Source organism: Lentimicrobium saccharophilum (assembly GCF_001192835.1).
Taxonomy (GTDB): Bacteria; Bacteroidota; Bacteroidia; order Bacteroidales; family Lentimicrobiaceae; genus Lentimicrobium; species Lentimicrobium saccharophilum.
Window position 1 is genome coordinate 498,304 of record NZ_DF968182.1, and the last position, 16,968, is coordinate 515,271.

At 46.7% G+C, this 16,968-nt stretch carries 11 protein-coding genes; 6 read left to right on the forward strand and 5 right to left on the reverse strand.

All coding sequences use genetic code 11. The features are described 5' to 3' along the window. Positions 1-2,319 carry a PAS domain S-box protein gene (locus TBC1_RS01760; RefSeq protein WP_062037620.1) on the reverse strand — a complete coding sequence of 773 codons (2,319 nt, stop codon included), beginning with the start codon at positions 2,317-2,319 and terminating at the stop codon, positions 1-3. 454 nt (positions 2,320-2,773) lie between these two features. Between TBC1_RS01760 and TBC1_RS01765 the strand changes: the two genes are divergently transcribed. Continuing rightward, positions 2,774-4,495: a SulP family inorganic anion transporter gene (locus tag TBC1_RS01765; protein WP_062037623.1), complete on the forward strand. Its 1,722-nt coding sequence runs from the start codon at positions 2,774-2,776 to the stop codon at positions 4,493-4,495. Positions 4,496-4,681: 186 nt separating this feature from the next. On the opposite strand, the gene TBC1_RS01770 is transcribed toward TBC1_RS01765, so the two are convergent. From TBC1_RS01770 to TBC1_RS01780, 3 genes are all read right to left on the reverse strand, one after another. Further along, positions 4,682-6,802 (reverse strand): M3 family metallopeptidase, encoded by a 2,121-nt coding sequence (locus TBC1_RS01770; RefSeq protein ID WP_062037626.1) that lies wholly within the window; start codon positions 6,800-6,802, stop codon positions 4,682-4,684. Positions 6,803-6,935: 133 nt separating this feature from the next. Beyond that, positions 6,936-7,580, reverse strand: a complete 645-nt coding sequence (locus TBC1_RS01775) for an EcsC family protein (protein ID WP_062037629.1) — start codon at positions 7,578-7,580, stop codon at positions 6,936-6,938. 69 nt (positions 7,581-7,649) lie between these two features. Then, entirely contained in the window at positions 7,650-8,996 is a 1,347-nt protein-coding gene (locus TBC1_RS01780) for an MFS transporter (RefSeq protein ID WP_201781620.1), read from the reverse strand. A gap of 214 nt (positions 8,997-9,210) precedes the next feature. Here TBC1_RS01780 and TBC1_RS17750 point away from each other — a divergent pair, with 214 nt between their 5' ends. Both TBC1_RS17750 and omp85 read left to right on the forward strand, forming a co-directional pair. Continuing rightward, positions 9,211-9,513 (forward strand): hypothetical protein, encoded by a 303-nt coding sequence (locus tag TBC1_RS17750; protein WP_137305367.1) that lies wholly within the window; start codon positions 9,211-9,213, stop codon positions 9,511-9,513. Between the two features lie 127 nt (positions 9,514-9,640). Beyond that, positions 9,641-11,011, forward strand: a complete 1,371-nt coding sequence (gene omp85 / locus TBC1_RS01790; protein WP_062037644.1) for an Omp85 family outer membrane protein — start codon at positions 9,641-9,643, stop codon at positions 11,009-11,011. A 131-nt stretch (positions 11,012-11,142) separates the two neighbouring features. On the opposite strand, the gene TBC1_RS01795 is transcribed toward omp85, so the two are convergent. Beyond that, a complete protein-coding gene (locus TBC1_RS01795) occupies positions 11,143-13,542 on the reverse strand; it encodes an agmatine deiminase family protein (protein WP_062037647.1) in 2,400 nt (799 codons plus the stop codon). Positions 13,543-13,902: 360 nt separating this feature from the next. On the opposite strand from TBC1_RS01795, the gene TBC1_RS01800 reads away from it, so the two are divergent. From TBC1_RS01800 to TBC1_RS01810, 3 genes are all read left to right on the forward strand, one after another. After that, positions 13,903-14,490 carry an RNA polymerase sigma-70 factor gene (locus TBC1_RS01800; RefSeq protein WP_062037650.1) on the forward strand — a complete coding sequence of 196 codons (588 nt, stop codon included), beginning with the start codon at positions 13,903-13,905 and terminating at the stop codon, positions 14,488-14,490. Positions 14,491-14,576: 86 nt separating this feature from the next. Continuing rightward, complete coding sequence (locus TBC1_RS01805) at positions 14,577-15,590, forward strand: FecR family protein (protein ID WP_082189442.1); 1,014 nt, start codon at positions 14,577-14,579, stop codon at positions 15,588-15,590. Positions 15,591-15,756: 166 nt separating this feature from the next. Further along, positions 15,757-16,932, forward strand: coding sequence for an STN domain-containing protein (locus TBC1_RS01810; protein WP_172668801.1), 1,176 nt, complete (start codon positions 15,757-15,759; stop codon positions 16,930-16,932). The last annotated feature ends 36 nt before the right edge of the window (positions 16,933-16,968 follow it).

The window sequence follows — 16,968 nt, forward strand, 5'->3', positions numbered from 1 at the left end:
TTAACCACGAGGAAGTGTAAAATAAAAACAGCTTCCTTTCCCTACAGTACTTTTCACACCGATTTTGCCCCCGTTTTTTTCGACAAACTCTTTGCAAAGCAACAGACCCAGGCCGGTACTCGGTTCACCGGAAGTGCCGGGCCGGTTGTGTTTACCGGAAATATTGAAAATCGTTCCGATCATGGTTTCCGGGATGCCAATGCCGGAATCATTTATTTTTATTTCGATATTTCCGTTAAGCGTCTCTCCGGCCGAAATCGTTACACTGCCCCCTTTAGCCGTAAACTTGACAGCATTGGAAAAAAGGTTTCTGAAAATGGTATCAAGCATTGGCTTGTCCACCATTACTGTAATTGCTTCGGGTATATCCAGCGTTACCCTGATTTGTTTGCTTGTGGCGGCTTCCCGCAACGTTTCAGTACTTTGACGGGCGACAGACCGGAGGTTGATTTTTTGCGGGCTGAAGGGTTTCATATTTCTCTGAACCATTGACCATTCCAGAAGATTCTCCAGCAGATTATAAAGGTTGGAAGCCGATTTTTTTAATTCGTTGGCTATAAAGCGGACCTCCTCCCTGGGCATGGAATCTATCTCTTCGGCCATCAGTTCGGTTAAACCAAGAAAAGAAGTGAACGGACTCCTCAGGTCATGGGCAATAATGGAGAAGAACTTGTCTTTTTCCAGATTGATTTTTCTGAGGGCCTCGTTTTGTCTGTTGATTTCTTCTTCTGCCCGCTTTCGCTCGGTAATATCATGATAAATCGACTGATAAGTGCCATCGGGCAGAATGTGTGTATGCATTTCAACCTGCAGCAGCCGGTTATCCGCGGTAATAATAGTTCTTTCGCTGGTTACTGTCTTACCCTGCTTCAGCAGGTCAAACCTGAAAGGAAAAGCCTTCAGGCTTTCTTCTGTAAAAATACTTTCGCTGATGTGCTTCCCAATCAGAAATTCGGGTGCAAAGCCGGTCATTTCGGCAAATGTTGAATTCACCTGTATGATGACTCCCTCCTGCGATCCGATCAATATTCCGCCGGCCGAAGAGTTGAAAAGTTCTTTGTAACGTTCTTCACTTTTTCGCAGGGCGACTTCAATGGCCTTGATATGGGTTATATCCCGCAAATGCTCAATCACCAACCTGATCTCTCCTTCATTATCAAGGATTGGATATGACCGGATGTCGAGCCAGAGTTGCTTTTCAGGGAAGTAGCGCTCTATATGTGCAGGTTTCTTTGTTCTGTAGCTGATAGAAGTGGCGCAAAGTTCACATTCCTGGTCCCTGTCAATCAGGTGAAAACATTTTTTCCCCCTGATCTCTTCCGGGGAAGTATTCAGAAACTCATACCCTGCTTTGTTATACCTGATAATCTGATGCTTATTGTCCTGTATCCCGATAACATCCGGAATACTGTTGATCAGGTTTTCAAGGAATCCGGAGCTTTCCCTGTTTTCTTTCAAAGCCGTTTCCAGTTCACTGATCAGATTTTTCTGATGGGTGACATCCCGTGCATTGATTACCGCTTTATTGATGATGCCTGATGCATCAGCTACCGGATGAACAGCATATTCAAACCACCTGTCATGAAAAAATGATTCTGACTCAAGGGCTTTCCCTTTTTCAAAAACGACTTTTAGCAATTCCTCCCGGTTGGGTTTATATGAGGAAGGGAAAAAATCAAAAAGGTTCTTCCCCCTGATTGATTCGGTCGAAAATCCGTAAAATTTTGCATTCGCTTCATTGCTGTCGATTATAGTTCCGTCTTTGTTAATAAGTAACAGACCGTCGGATATTGAGTCCATGATCGCCCGCTGGTTCAGATTGCTTTCAATCAATGCCTCTCCGGTAAGTTTATTACCTGTAACATCACGAACAATAGCAAGGACCTCATCCGGTCCGTTGGGTACGAGCCGGGCTTCATAGGAACATAAGCCTTTTAAAGGGATAGGAAGCTGATATTCAAAATATTGCATTTCACCTGTATCGAGGGTAAGTTTAATTTTAGCGTCAATTAAATCTGCAAAGTCGGGGGGGGTAATCTCCCTGTTGTTCTTTCCGATGATGGAATCTGCCTGGTGAAAAAGATCGCTGCCTGCTGCTTTGTAATCCAGGTAAATACCTTCACGGTTAATCCTGAAGATCAGGTCGGGAATGGCTTCTGTAAGGGCCTGAATTTTAATTTCGCTCAGGCGGAGCAGGTTCTCAGCCCTTTTGCGTTCGTTCTGCTCTTTCTTATAATCATTTCCCAGCGCGCCCATGCCGGGATTCTGCATCTTTTTACTGCTGTTTTTATCTCCGGTAATTCCCCCTTCTGAAATCATAGCTTTACAATATTTAGATGCTCGCCGGATTCATGGTTATGCCTGAAGAACACTGTAAATTATTTTTACAAAAAATAATCCCCTTAAGCCAGATTCACCGGTAAGGCCCCATCCCGGTAAAAATTCCGGTACTGAATTGGTTAATCAGTCTTTTGCGAAAAAAGTAACTATCCGGTTGATTCTGTTTATGCCATTTTCTGCTAATATAGTCAATTATTGAATTTCTGACAAGCCTTGCTGAAATTTCTTACGTCACATGTAAAATTATTTCTTCATAAATCGGGTGTTATTAAATTCCAAATGTAAATTAATAATTTTCTTTCATCCTGCAAACATTTGATATACAGTCATTTCATATTTATTTGCATCTCTGGGGATATGTTATCTATTTGCGGTGAAGTCATGCTAAGCTCCTATTTTATACTTTTGCAGCTTCTTTTTAATAGCTTTTAACATGTCTGAGTTCTTATTGAACACGTTTTCAAAGATTTATCATCCCAAACTGTTTACTACTCTAAAGGAATACAATCTCAAAACCTTTACCTCCGATCTTATTGCCGGAATTATTGTAGGAGTGGTAGCGCTCCCGCTGGCCATCGCTTTTGGGATTGCTTCCGGGGTATCCCCGGAGCGGGGCCTGATTACCGCTGTAATTGCCGGTTTCCTAATTTCCGCGTTTGGAGGAAGCAGGGTGCAGATAGGCGGGCCTACAGGTGCTTTTATAGTGATTGTCTATGGAATTGTTGAAAAATTCGGCGTTGAGGGGCTGATCATTGCCACCATTCTTGCCGGTTTTATGCTGATTGGTATGGGGTTGCTGCAACTGGGAACCATCATCAAATTTATGCCTTACCCGATTGTGGTGGGTTTTACTTCAGGAATAGCACTGGTAATTTTTTCATCTCAGGTAAAGGATTTCTTCGGACTTGAGGTAACCCAGGCAGTGCCGGCTGATTTCATTGAAAAGTGGAAATACTATTTTATTCATTTTGACGCGGTTAACCTTTATGCACTCGGGATAGGCTTGTTTACTGTCCTGATTTCGGTTCTTTGGCCCAAAATCAACAGAAAAGTGCCGGGAACCCTGATTGCACTATTGGTGACCACCGCGGCTGCCAGCATTTTTCAAATGCCTGTGGAAACGATCGGAAGCCGTTTCGGGGAGATCAAAGCAACCATTCCCCGGCCTTTTATCCCTTCGATAAGTTGGGAAACATTCAGATTGTTGCTGGCGCCTGCTTTTACCATTGCCATGCTTGGCGCGATTGAATCGCTGCTTTCGGCTATGGTGGCCGACGGCGCAACCGGAAGCAAACACCGCTCCAATACAGAACTTATAGGGCAGGGGATAGCCAATATTGTTACGCCTGTATTCGGTGGGATACCTGCAACCGGCGCCATCGCACGTACCATGACCAATATCAAGAATGGTGGAAAGACGCCGGTGGCCGGGATCGTTCATGCAATGGTACTTTTACTGATCCTGCTGTTCTTTGGTAAATGGGCCCGGCTGATCCCGATGAGCTGTCTTGCAGGAATCCTGGTTATTGTTGCCTACAATATGAGTGAATGGCGTTCATTCAAAGGTCTTTTCCGTAATTCGAAGAGCGAAGTTGCCGTGTTGCTGACCACCTTCCTGCTCACAGTGATTATTGACCTTACGATTGCTATCCAGTTCGGACTGCTTATGGCCGTGCTCCTTTTCCTCAAGCGTGTTATTGATACTTCAGGGGTGGAGGTGCTTAACATGGCAGTGGATGATGAGCGGGCCGAGGAGCCGGAAACGGCACCCAAGCTGATTATCCCTGATAAAGTGGAAGTTTTTGAGGTTAACGGACCCTTCTTTTTTGGAATTGCCAACAAATTTGATGAAGCAGAAAAACAAGTCACTGCCAAGCCGTTGATCAGAATTATCCGGTTATACCGGGTGCCGTTTATCGATGCAACGGGCGTGAGTAACCTGAAAAGCTTTATCAGAAGGACCCAGGCAACCGGGATTACCGTTGTGATATCGGGACCGGTTAAGTCAGTTTATGATACGCTTGAAAAAAATTATGTGTTTGAAATAGTTGGCAGGGATAATGTATGTGCCGATATTAACCTGGCTCTTGAAAGGGCCGGCAAACTGCTCGAGGAGAAGCCCCACTCAGGAATGCACCAGGAACATAAGTCCTGAGTAGCCCGAAAGGGCTGAACAATTGATTCTGCAAGGGTGATGCCGATTTAGTATTTGTTCAACGCAATTACTGTTGTGCTAACTCCAAACGCTTTATCGTTTAAGCATTATCAAATGCTGTATCCGGAAAAAAGAGCGGCAGCATTTTCTCGAATGCTGCCGCTCTTTTCTTTTCTGCCGGTCAGGTTATTTTAACCCGCGTTTTTTCAGCAGTGGTTCCTGCGATGGATCCTGTCCCCTGAATTTTCTGTACTGCTCCATGCCTTCATCATTTCCGTTCTCGGCCAGGCAGTGTTTCCTGAATGCAGCTGCCAGTTCCTTGTTAAAGATATCACCCGATTGCCTGAAATAATCAAACGCATCGGAATCGAGTACCGCAGCCCAGAGGTACACATAATATCCGGCAGCATAGCCCCCGTCGAAAATATGCGAGAAGTAGGTGGTGCGGTAACGCGGGAGAATTTCCGGGATAAGGCCGATCCGGTCCATGGCTTCTTTTTCAAATGCATTTACATCCTCAACCATTGCAGGAGATTTAAGTTTATGATAATCAAGATCAAGGATCGAAGCGGCAATGTATTCAACAGTGGTAAATCCCTGGTTGAAATGACTGGAGTTGGTAAGCTTCTCAATCAGCGCGTCGGGGATGATTTCACCGGTTTCGTAATGCCGGGCATACATGCGGAGCACCTCGGGTTCCCCTGCCCAGTTTTCCATGATCTGTGAAGGCAGTTCAACAAAGTCCCTTGCGACATTTCCTGCGGTTCTGGTGTATTTGCCTTCTGTAAAGAGACCATGCAGTGCATGTCCGAATTCATGAAAGAGGGTGGTGGTTTCATCCCAACTCAGAAGGGCCGGTGCATTTCCCGATGGCGGTGTAAAATTGCATACAATGGAAACGATGGGATCAACTTTTTTGCCGTTTTCCCATCCTGCCGACTGAAATCCTGTACACCAGGCACCTCCGCTCTTTTCGGCACGGGGGAAGTAGTCGAGATAGAGAATTCCAAGATGGGAACCATCAGCCTCCTTAACTTCAAATGTTTCAACATCTTTCTGATAAACAGGCAGATTTGTTAGTTTAGTAAATGTAATGCCATACAGCTTATTGGCAACCTCAAACATTCCATCCCTCACGTTTTCAAGCTTCAGGTAAGGTTTGATCTGTGTTTCATCCAGATCATATTTCTGTTTGCGAAGTTTTTCGGCATAATACCACCAATCCCATGATTCGAGTTTAAAACTGTTACCTTCCTTATTGGCAATTTTCTGCATTTCGGCAAGATCATTTTTGGCTACGGGCAGGGCTGAGCTGAAAAGATTGCTCAGGAATTTGTCTACATTATCCGTGGTTTTAGCCATATTCTCATCAATAACATAGGCGGCAAAGTTGTCGAACCCGAGCAGCCTGGCTTTTTCGGCCCTCAGTCTTACAATGTCTTTCACAATCTGTTTGTTGTCGCTGGCATTGTCGTTGTTACCCCTCATAAAATAACCCCGGTAAAGTTTTTCCCTGAGGCTGCGGTTATCGGCATACTGTAAAAATGGAATCAGGCTGGGTTTTGCCAGGGTGAATACCCATTTTCCTTCGTCTCCGGTGCTCTTGGCGGTTTCAGCAGCGGCTGCAATCACCCCTTCGGGTAATCCTGCCAGGTCCTCCTGCTTATCAATGACCAGTTTGAAATTTTTATTGATTTCTGCCAGTTGGTTTTCCCCGAATTTTACCTGCAACATGGCCAGCTCTTCATTGATTTTCCTGAGCGTTTCCTGCTGACCGGCAGGGAGATTCGCCCCCTGGCGTTCAAAATCCCGGTAATACTTCTCAACAACCCTGATTTGTTGATCATCGAGACCTGATTCATGCCGCTTTTCATATACTGCTTTAATCCGGCTGAAAAGCTCCGGATTCATCGAAATATCATCCTGGTGCTTCGACATCAGCGGGGAAATCTTCCGGGCAATCTCCTGCATCTGATCATTGGTGTGGGCGCCGTTGAGATTGTAGAAGACGTTACTGACCCTGGTAAGCAGCTTCCCTGATTTATCATAGGCAAGGATGGTGTTTTCAAAATCAGGCGTTTCAGGGTTTCCTGTAATGGCTGCAATTTCTTCAGCCTGTTGCCTGATTCCTTCAATGAAGGCAGGCAGGTAATGCGATGTGTCAATTTTGTCGAACGGAGGTACCTGGAACGGTGTGGTGTACTCCGAAAAGAATGGATTCTCCGGTTCTGTGGCTGTTTGCTTTTGCTGACATCCGGTAATGGTGAGGATGGCCATAGTGAGTAGTGGAAGCAGGAAGTTTTTCATGAATGATTTAGTTTAATGGGAAATGTTTAATTGAAAACGGTGCAAATGTATTGGGTAAATTTCTAATTACAAGAGGGAGACGGAATTTAATTCTGACCTGAAACGGTCTGCTTATCCTGCTGAAGCATAGGAACTACCACTCCCGGGCCGGAGTTTTGGGTATAAAGATACCTCTGGCGGTATTTCCGATGATATTGGTGAATGCTGCATCAAATGCGCCGCCTATCAGACCGCCGGCCAGGGGAACCGCTTTCCCGAGATTAATGATTCCTTTTCCGCCGCTTTTTGAGAGCAGGTTGATCCCGACTTTTTGATTAATGGCCTGAATGGCGCTCCCGGAAATACGGCTGATCAACAGGGATGTTAAATTTTTTCCCAGTAAAATGCCGGTTTCCTGCAGGATATCTTTTGCTGCGTTACCGGCGAGGCAGAGGTAAACCAGTGTTTTCACCCGGTCGTCGCGCAGGTCGTACCCGCCCATATAAGCGATGGCAGCCACCATTCTTATCTGAATGTATAAAACGCTTACAAGATTTGAAGGGATGGCTGCCGGCAGGGTAATGATCCCTCCAAGCCCCGTGAGAAATCCACTGGAGCCGGCTTTAATGTTCTGCATGCGGATTAAGGCGTCGACCTGCTTGCGCAATGTGCCTTCCTGCCGCAGGTATGATTCTCCCAGCCCTGATGCGGTGTCAGTGCCCGGAAGTCCTGTGACCGCTTTTTCATAGATCAGGTCAAGAATCTGAAGCAATGATTCCCGGTTTGGCTTTTTACGCATTCTTATATCTGCAAAATTTTTAAACAGGGCAGCAAAAATCAGGGTGGGATGATAACTTATAATACAGGCTTAGTTTATTCCTGCCATGCGGCTGTTTTGCTTCACCACCCTCAATGTCAGCAGCAGAAAAACTGTCCCGATGATAAAGAACGAAGCAATGGCCAGCACGGAATACCGCATACTTCCTGTAATCGCCTCTATGATGCCAAAACTGAACGTGCCGGCAACCGTGGCCAGTTTTTCCATCACGTCGTAAAAACTGAAATAACTGGTGTGATCCGTGGTTTCTTCAGGCAGCATCTTACTGTAGGTCGATCTGGCCAGAGCCTGCGACCCGCCCATCACAATACCGATAAAAAACGCAGCAATCATAAACTGCACGGAATTGCTGATGTAATAGGCGCCCACGCAGATTAAAATCCAGGCAAATACAGAGATCATCAGCGCAGGCAGGTTGCCGAAACGGGCAGAAAGCCGGGAGAACATCCAGGCGCCCCCCATGCCTACCAGCTGAATGATCAGTATGGTCGGAATCAGCACATCCTCTTTCAGCCCGATTTCCTTTTCACCGTAAGTTGCCGCCATAAACATGACGGTAAGCAGCCCCATCATCACAAAAAAGAAGCCGATCAGGTAGAAGCTCAGTTTCCGGGAGCTTCTTACTTTTTGGAAGACCTTATCAAGCTCTTTGTACCCCTCCAGAAAAATGTTGGTCTCCTTGTCTTTTCTCCGCTTTCTGTAAGTGTACCTTGGCAGGCGCCGGAAAGTGATCTGTGAAAAACCGATCCACCAGAGAAAGACAGTCAGGAAAGAGATGCGGGCCGGCAGAAAGGGGTCGCTGATGCCAAACCATCCCGGTTTCATAATCATCAGCAGGTTAAAAAGCAGCAGAACCACTCCTCCGAGGTAGCCGAGCGAATAGCCGCGGGCACTCACCCTGTCATGATCAGCTGTTTCGCAGATTACCGGAAGGAAAGAGTTGTAAAACACAATGCTGCCGCCGTAGCCCACGGTTCCTAACGTAAATGCGATAATTCCGAGTTCAACGTTTGAGCTGTTAAAGAAAAACAGCGCTCCGCATGATATGGCTCCCAGCCAGGTAAAAAACTGCATGAAAGATTTGCGTCTCCCTGTATAATCGGCCAGCGAAGACAACATCGGTGAAAAAAAGGCAACTATCAGGTAGGCGGCAGCAATTGACCATGAATAAAGCACGGTGTTGATCACTTCCAGTCCGAGAAAACTGACCGTAAAATCATCGGGGCCACTGCGGGTGACCTGATTGTAGTAGATGGGAAATATTGTCGAAGCAATGGTTAACTGGTAAACCGAGTTTGCCCAGTCATACATCACCCACCCATGGATTACTTTTTTATCTCCTTTACGGATCGCTGTGTTTCTGATTGCTTTTTTCAACCGCAGTTTTTTTGAAAACATGCTAAGGTATGGAAAATTGTTTTGCCCGGTATGCAGGGGGTCAGACAATTTTAATGAGAATCTTCCGCATTTCTGATTACTTTTTGCACTACCGGCCATAAATAGTTTTATAACGGAGTGTTGCAGCTTGTCCTGAATCATTAATTTTGCACCACTCTTTTAAAACTTGTGACACTAAACAAAACTCATTTCTATGACCATTACATGGTTTATTTCCCTGTTGCTGATATATATGATATTGTCCTTTGTGATATCAGCTTTGGCCGTCCGTAAAAAGATAGGGAGGCTGAAGGTTTTTTTATTCAGCATATTTCTTACCCCGCTTACAGGACTTCTGGTGTACAAACTCTCAGCGCCGGCGCATGTGCTGAGCATTCAGCGCTATCGCTGTGTCAGGTGTGGTGTTGATTTTACCGAGCCGATAGGGGATTGCCCTTATTGCAAAAAAGAGGGCCGGCACACCAGCCTTCATGCCATTCAGGTTGTTTGTATCTGATATCCTTTTCAGCCTTTTTCTGATTGTTCGCTCTTGTTCTTCGGGTAGCGGCCGATAGTTTTTTTTCTGCCCCGTTGATTTATTGTTTTTCATTCCCTATCTTCGGCCATTCTTTAAACCATAGCCGATGAAAAAGAGAATTTTACTGCTGAAGGTTTTAGCCGCTTCAGCCTGCTGTCTCCTTGTGCTTTCTCCCGTTCAGTTGATGGCGCAGGCCGATAGCGTTAATTTAACTGTAGCAGAGCAGTCAAAAAAGGGGCTTAACCTTGGTGCCCTTCCGGCCGTAGCCTTCGATTCCGACTTAGGATTTCAGTACGGGCTGCTGGCCAACCTGTTTCAGTATGGCGATGGTACCGTATATCCGGATTACCGCTGGTCGTTGTATGCTGAATGGTCGCGTACTACCAAGGGGAGTGGCATTAACCAGATTTTCTTCGATTCGAAATACCTTTTGCCGCATCAGATCCGGGTTACGGCCGACTTTAGTTTTCTCACGGAGCAGGCCCTGGATTTTTACGGGTTCAACGGATATGAATCCATTTATAATATGTCTTTTACTGATGAGGAAGATCCCGGATACATTACCCGTGTTTTCTACCGGCACGAAAGAAAGCTGGCAAGGATAACCCTTGATTTTCAGCAGAAAATCGGCGACCTGCCCCTGAGATGGGCCGCAGGTTACGGATTTTTCAATTCCAGGATTGGCTCCGTGGATATTGAAAAGCTCAATAAGGGGCGCGATGAAGAAGATTTGCTGCCGGAAGTGGAAGGACTTTATGACAAATATGTAAAATGGGGATTGATTCCCGCCGAAGAAGCTGACGGAGGTACACATAATTTTCTGAAGGCCGGCCTTGTTTACGATACCCGCGACAATGAACCCAATCCCAACCGGGGAATCTGGTCGGAAATGGTAATTATGACGGCCCCGCGTTTTCTGGGAAACAGCGAAACGGCATATACGAAACTGGCCCTTACACACCGTCAGTACCTGACGCTGAAAAAGAATACCCTTACTTTCGCTTACCGGCTGGGATGGCAGGGAACCATCGACGGGAAGGCCCCGTTTTATATGCAGCCTTACATGATCAATACCTATACTAAGTCTACGAAAAACGATGGTCTTGGCGGAGCCCGCTCACTCAGGGGCATACTTCGCAACAGGGTGGTCGGCGATGCTTTTACCTATGGCAATTTTGAACTGCGTTACAAATTCCTGAAATTCCATAAGTGGAAACAGAATTTTTACTTTTCATTAAATGGATTCAGCGATATGGGCATGATCACCAAAACCATGGATATGAATCTGACAGGAATTCCGGAGGATGAGAAAACAGCCTTGTTTAAATCCGAAGATCAGGGTTTACACATCTCCTATGGTGCCGGGCTGCGCATCGCCATGAATCAAAACTTCATCGTGGCTGTGGATTATGGTCTTGCCGGCGATAAAAGAGATGGCGATAAAGGAATGTATATCAACCTGGGATTTATGTTTTAGTGATCAATAAGTCCCGGACAAAAAGAACACCCGATGGCATTTCTGCCGGCGGGTGTTCTTTTTTCTCTTTGGAGGACCTGAAATATTTCCTGAACTATCGAGCCCGGGGAAAATGATCTTCCGGCAGCTGGCTAGTTTCTGATCAGTTTAACCGTTTTGTGGTATCCGTCAGCATCAATATGCAGCATATAAATACCCCGCGGAAGTCCGGGTGCTTCAAAACGCAGACTTTCGCCCTCCTGAAGGTTGTAAAACGCTTTCTTCATGATTACCCTGCCGGTCATTTCGGCCAGCCTGATGACTGTATTACGGCTGGTCATACCTGAAATGTCAATGTTATATGCTCCGGCGCCCGGATTCGGGTACACGCGGATTTCCGGCTCCCTGAATCCGGCCGCTGCAGCGGTATTCACCGTAACGGTCATTGTTACCGGAATGATGAGTTCGGGGTTGTCCGGGTCGTTCGAAAGTATGGTAAGAAAGCCCTGGTAAGCGCCAAGCTCCATTCCTGTTGCGTCAAAGGTCACTAAAATTTCCTGTGTTTCGCCGGGGGCAAGGCTGCCTTCGGTGATATCTGAACTCAGCCAGTTGCCGGTTGGTGTGGCACGGACAAACTTTACCGAAATGTTTTTTGCCTGGTGACCGCCGTCTCCGTAACTGTCTTCAATCCAGAATTTCCATGTACCCTGCATCTCTTCACCGGCAATCCGGATATTTGAGATTGTATAATTACCGTTTGACTGGCCTGATGCCAGCATCAACCGGGTTCCTGAAGGGGATTCAGCCCAAAATGAGCCTTCTGAAGGGTAGTTGTCAGTGGTCCAGTTATAGGATATGATCAGCTCACTGATGGTTCCCGGTTCGGTGAGATTCAGTGTAGTCCATCCGTTCTCGGTCCATGTATTGTAATTATATGCCGTGGCGGTCGGACTGTTGGTCAGGGTTTGCGTCAGGGTATCCGGGATATCCGTTGAAACGGAGATATAATAATTAAGGCTGATTTGTCCGGGATTGCTGAGGCTGAGTGATAAAGTGGCCGTTTCGTTCTGCATGGTGGTGGCTTCCAGTGCCTGCGGCGATGCGACCGCCTGTGCGAAGAGCTGCTCTCCTATATAAAACTCATGGGGGTCCGGACGGCCGATAAACGGATGATTTTCACTCCGGCCGGATGCATCTGCTGCATGAATGTAATACTGCACAGTGCTGCCGTATTCCGGAGCAGGCAGGGTTGCCGACCAGTTTTCGCCCATGGAATTGATCATCTTTATCGTATCAAAGGGTGAATAGGGGTTCGGATTGATTCTGTAAATGAAAAGAACCGAATCAGCGATCACTTCCGCACCGCTGTATGCCGTGACATTGGCTGCAAAAGCCAGGGTGCCGCCGGTTTCAATATTGCCGAGCAGCGGGATATGCCTGATTCTGAGCATTCCCGGATCGGCCATCTCATGGGTTCGGCAGTGCAGTGCATCCGTTGATTCCCAGGGGGTGCCTGCTGGGCTCATAATCCCGAATATCTTGTATCCCGGCATCGCCTGACGGTAAACTTCCAGGGCAGGTTCGTCGTGTTGTGATCCCATAACCGGGACGAAAACCTTGTCGTTGAGGATGAAAGAATTGGTATAAGGCTGGTTCTGGGGTGTATTGACCCGGTAGATTTCATAAGGCACGCCCCATGGGGTTGTAACCGATGCAAAGTAAGCCACGGTTGCCTCTATTTCGTCGTATTGCGGATGGGAGGAAGGCACCGACCGTATCAGGATTTTGTTTGTTGCCAGGTATTTACCCCAGCAGTCGATGTGGTCTATGTAAGTATTATTGGGGTCTTCAACCACATGGTAATCATTAACGCCGAGATACGCCTGCATCTTCTGGTCGACCTGGGCCGGAGTCAGGCCCGGATTTTCCGTATAGGCAATGGTAGTTGAAGCAGCCATCCCGTAACTGTCGCTCATATAGTTTCCACCTGTTTGCACCACATTCATCCCGAACCAGGGGATGCCGAGGGCTTCTGCCACCACTTTGGGAATTTCATCGTCGCCGGGTCGTGGCCGGTTATATGGAAAGTCAACGATCCCGATCTGATTGCTGCCATAAGCAATATACCATGGACCATAATCCCGGGTCCAGTAACTGTCGGTTGGTGCGTAAATGAAATTGCAGTTCTGCAGGTTAACGCCTGCCTGTGTATAAAGATTTCTTACAGTATTTTCCTGAGCAAGATTCGTAACCAGGGTGGTAACAATGGCGTCGCGGGCCATCTCCCGTATCAGTGAAACCGGAATCCCGAAAGGATAACGGACAAGCACGCCCCTGGCCCGTTCAAATTCACCGAGGCTGAAAACTGCTCCGGCGGGTGGATCTGTCTCGACAAACCCGCGGCCGATCAGGTGCCTGTTCAGCTGCTCCTCCGGCGTCATATGATGGGTGAGCGGTTGTACCGGATATCTTTCCGGCCCCTGGGCGTTTAAATGAAGAGTCAGGGCAGTCAGTACCAGCAGTGTCAGGTTTTTGTAAAAAGGTGATTTCATCCGTTAAGGTTTATATATACTCGACGGGCAAAGTTAAAAAAATGTTGATCTGATTGAAATATTGCAGCCGTGTCCGCATCCGCGGATTTCATTCCCTCTGGTCAGCGGATAACTGAAACCCGGCATGACCGGTTATTAAAAAATCTGATGTTGATGAACTTCAGGAGAATTCCGGAGATTACTTTTCAAAGCCGAACGTATTAAAGTCAGTATAACTTTTCATTTTATTCAGGCGTACACCCGCTCCTGTCAGATGAATTATTTCAATTTTTTCTGTTAAAGAGAGAATGGTAAAGGCGAAGATCTTTTTGACAATCATCTTTGAAATTGATTATTTTTGTTTCCGGTTAACAAGGAACCATGGGATCAGATTCTGAAAAACTTACTTTGCTGGCCCTCCGCCAGGGCGATCAACAGGTCTTTGAATCTGTCTTCAGGGAGTATTATGAACCCTTGTGTATTCATGCCCGCAGATATGTAGTCGATCCGGAGGCTGCCGAAGAGGTGGTTCAGGATATGTTTTTCAAAATGTGGGACAGGCGTGATTCACTGGTAATAAACACCTCACTGCCGGCATATCTCTACAAGGCCGTCAGCAACCATGCGCTCAATTATATCAAATACCAGCGGCTTGCCCGCCAGTATCAGGATTATGTGGGTTTTGCCACGGGCGGCGAACAGGCTGCCTCGGGGCATGATACCCTGGTGCATAACGACCTGGAGCGCAGGTTCAGATCACTGGTTGTATCTATGCCGGAGCGTCGCCGGATGATCTTTGAAATGAGCAGGTTTGAAGGTCTGAAATATGGAGAGATCGCTAAAAAACTCAATATCAGTATTAAAACTGTGGAAATTCAGATGTCGAAAGCCCTCGAGTTCATGCGCGATAAGCTGAGCGATTATCTTCCCTTCTGGTGGTGGGTTTTGCTCTTCCTGAATTTATTTTAAGAAATTGTTAAAATTTATTTTCACACCCAGTAGGGGTAAAAACGTTTTCGATTGTCTTATTGCTGAAGAAAGGCGGATAAATTACAATGCTCTTTAAAAATACTAAATATAAACGTCTCATCATCAAGATGATACAGGGCGAAGCCTCCCCTGAAGAGCAGCGTATTGCCGAAAAATGGATTGCCTCCTCTCCAGCTAACCGAAAAATTTTTGAAAATTACAAGGGACTTTTATTGCTGACAGGTAAGAAACAGGTCAGCTACGATACCGACAAGGCCTGGGCCAGACTGCAACAAAGAATCGCTTCTGCGGATCATTCCGCATCTCCTGTACATCCCATTTCAAAGCGGCGCAGACAAATCGTTAAGTATGCTTCTGTTTCGGGAATTGCAGCCATGCTGCTGCTTGCCATCGGTTTATTTACTATACTCAACCAGAAACCCGAAATACTGCAATTCACCTCAACAGAATCCGTTTCAGGGCAATTCCTGCTTCCTGACGGCTCCTCTGCAATACTCAATGCGCATTCATCGGTAAATTATCCCGAATGGTTTGCCGGTCATACACGGGAAATCTCTATCTTTGGAGAGGCGTTTTTTGAAATAAGCCATGATGCCGGCAAACCTTTTATTGTGCATGCTTCCGGTCTTGATATCAGGGTCGTGGGAACTTCATTCGCAGTGGAAGCAGATCCCGGGGCTGACTTTGTAAAGGTAATCGTGAATACCGGCAAAGTGTTGGTGTATCCTTCAGGGTTGGATCCCGAAAAGGCTGCTGTTTCCGGGCGATTGCTTGAAGCCGGCGAAATGGCTACCTACAGCAGGGAATCAGGACAGATCGTCAAAGGGGTGAATGATAACCTTAATTTCCTGAGCTGGAAAACCGGTATTCTGATCTTTAAGGAAACCAGACTTTCGGAAGTGTTCAAGGCGCTTGAATCAAAATACAGGGTCAGCTTTATCTCCGGCAACCCTGATTTGTTAAACCAAAGATTGACAGCCCGTTTTGAAAAAGAGTCTCTTGATCAGGTATTGGAAACACTTTCGCTTATCTTTAATGCTGAATTCGAAATTCAGGAATCAAAGGTACTGGTGCGATAACCAATGTATTGTTTTTCGCCTGGTTAACGCTTTATTTCAAGGTAAATCCACCCTCTGCCGAAAATTTTCTTCAGGTTTTATTTTCCTGTCAGTCTTTTTTTGCCTGACCCCGCATGTTATATCCGCCCAGACGGTGAGGCCGGATGAGCCTGTTACACTTACCGTTGTGGACGAACCCCTTTCCGCGCTGATGGAGCGCCTTACGCGAAATACAGGAGTTACCTTTTCCTACAACCCTGATCAGCTGAATACCTCAAAGACCTTCACCCTGAACATAGTCAGAAAGCCGCTGCATGAAGTGCTTGACATCCTGTTTAACGGGTCGGGATTCGGATACCGCCATACCGGAAATCAGGTGGTGATTTATAACCTGAATCCTGAGGAGAAAAGAGAACCGGAAGTGAAACAGAACATGGAGGAACAATTGCCCGTAAGGGTTGTGCCCACCGTTGTAAGAGATACTGTTTACCTCACGCAAAGAGAGTTCAGAACCGATACACTGACACTCAGGGATACTTTAGTCAGGTTCGATACGGTTTTTATCATGCGCAAGTCGCCGGATGACCGCATCGGGAAGGGGGATATATTTACCGACCTGGAAGCATTGGCGAAAGAGCAGACCCGTGAGTTCAGGGTATATGCAGGGGTGTCCCTGTCATGGCTTGCGGGCCGGACTGATTTCGCCGGTTCCCAGGCCTTTGAAGCAAAAGTGGCCGATTACCGGAGATTTCATTCTGACAAGCCGTTATCCGGAAGCGCCGGTGTCGAGGTTCAGGTCAGTTATGCCAGGATTGCCATGGCCACCGGTGTGATGTTCACCAGTTTCGGGCAAAACCTCGATTATAATTACCAGATCACCTCTGGCGGGTTTTTCAGGAAGGACACCCTGGATGCCTATTTTACCCTTTCCGGTGCAGATACCAGCTGGTTTTATGTAATGGATTCCACTTACATCCCGCTTGACCTGCAGAAGTACGGATACAATTCGCTGATCCGGAGAAATTACACGGAAATCCCGTTGACATTTCAGTACAATTTTCCCGTGGCCCAGACGCTGATTTATTTCAGGGCCGGACTGATTGCCGGTATAAACTCGGGAGGAAAAGGTCTGTATATTCTGACTGACCGCGAAGGAGCAGGTGATATTGCTCAGCTGGATGTCAGGGCGGTGGTCTTTTCAGGGTTGATCGGTGCCGGAGTAATGCTTCCTGTGCATAAAAAACTCATATTCCAGTCGGGATTACTGTATCGCCGGCAAATGCAGGGCGTTTATAAGAATTTCCCGGTCGATACCCGTTATGGAGCCCTGGGAATAAATGCCGGATTGCTCTATAAGTTCTGAACCCCTGATGCCCCTTTTTTTATTTCATGAACTGCA

Bases quoted from the DNA above. Each gene is read 5' to 3' on its own strand.
- TBC1_RS01775 (WP_062037629.1), bottom strand. From the start codon at position 7,580: ATGCGTAAAAAGCCAAACCGGGAATCATTGCTTCAGATTCTTGACCTG.
- TBC1_RS01770 (WP_062037626.1), bottom strand. From the start codon at position 6,802: ATGAAAAACTTCCTGCTTCCACTACTCACTATGGCCATCCTCACCATT.
- omp85 (WP_062037644.1), top strand. From the start codon at position 9,641: ATGAAAAAGAGAATTTTACTGCTGAAGGTTTTAGCCGCTTCAGCCTGC.
- TBC1_RS01765 (WP_062037623.1), top strand. From the start codon at position 2,774: ATGTCTGAGTTCTTATTGAACACGTTTTCAAAGATTTATCATCCCAAA.
- TBC1_RS01795 (WP_062037647.1), bottom strand. From the start codon at position 13,542: ATGAAATCACCTTTTTACAAAAACCTGACACTGCTGGTACTGACTGCC.
- TBC1_RS01760 (WP_062037620.1), bottom strand. From the start codon at position 2,319: ATGATTTCAGAAGGGGGAATTACCGGAGATAAAAACAGCAGTAAAAAG.
- TBC1_RS17750 (WP_137305367.1), top strand. From the start codon at position 9,211: ATGACCATTACATGGTTTATTTCCCTGTTGCTGATATATATGATATTG.
- TBC1_RS01805 (WP_082189442.1), top strand. From the start codon at position 14,577: ATGCTCTTTAAAAATACTAAATATAAACGTCTCATCATCAAGATGATA.
- TBC1_RS01800 (WP_062037650.1), top strand. From the start codon at position 13,903: ATGGGATCAGATTCTGAAAAACTTACTTTGCTGGCCCTCCGCCAGGGC.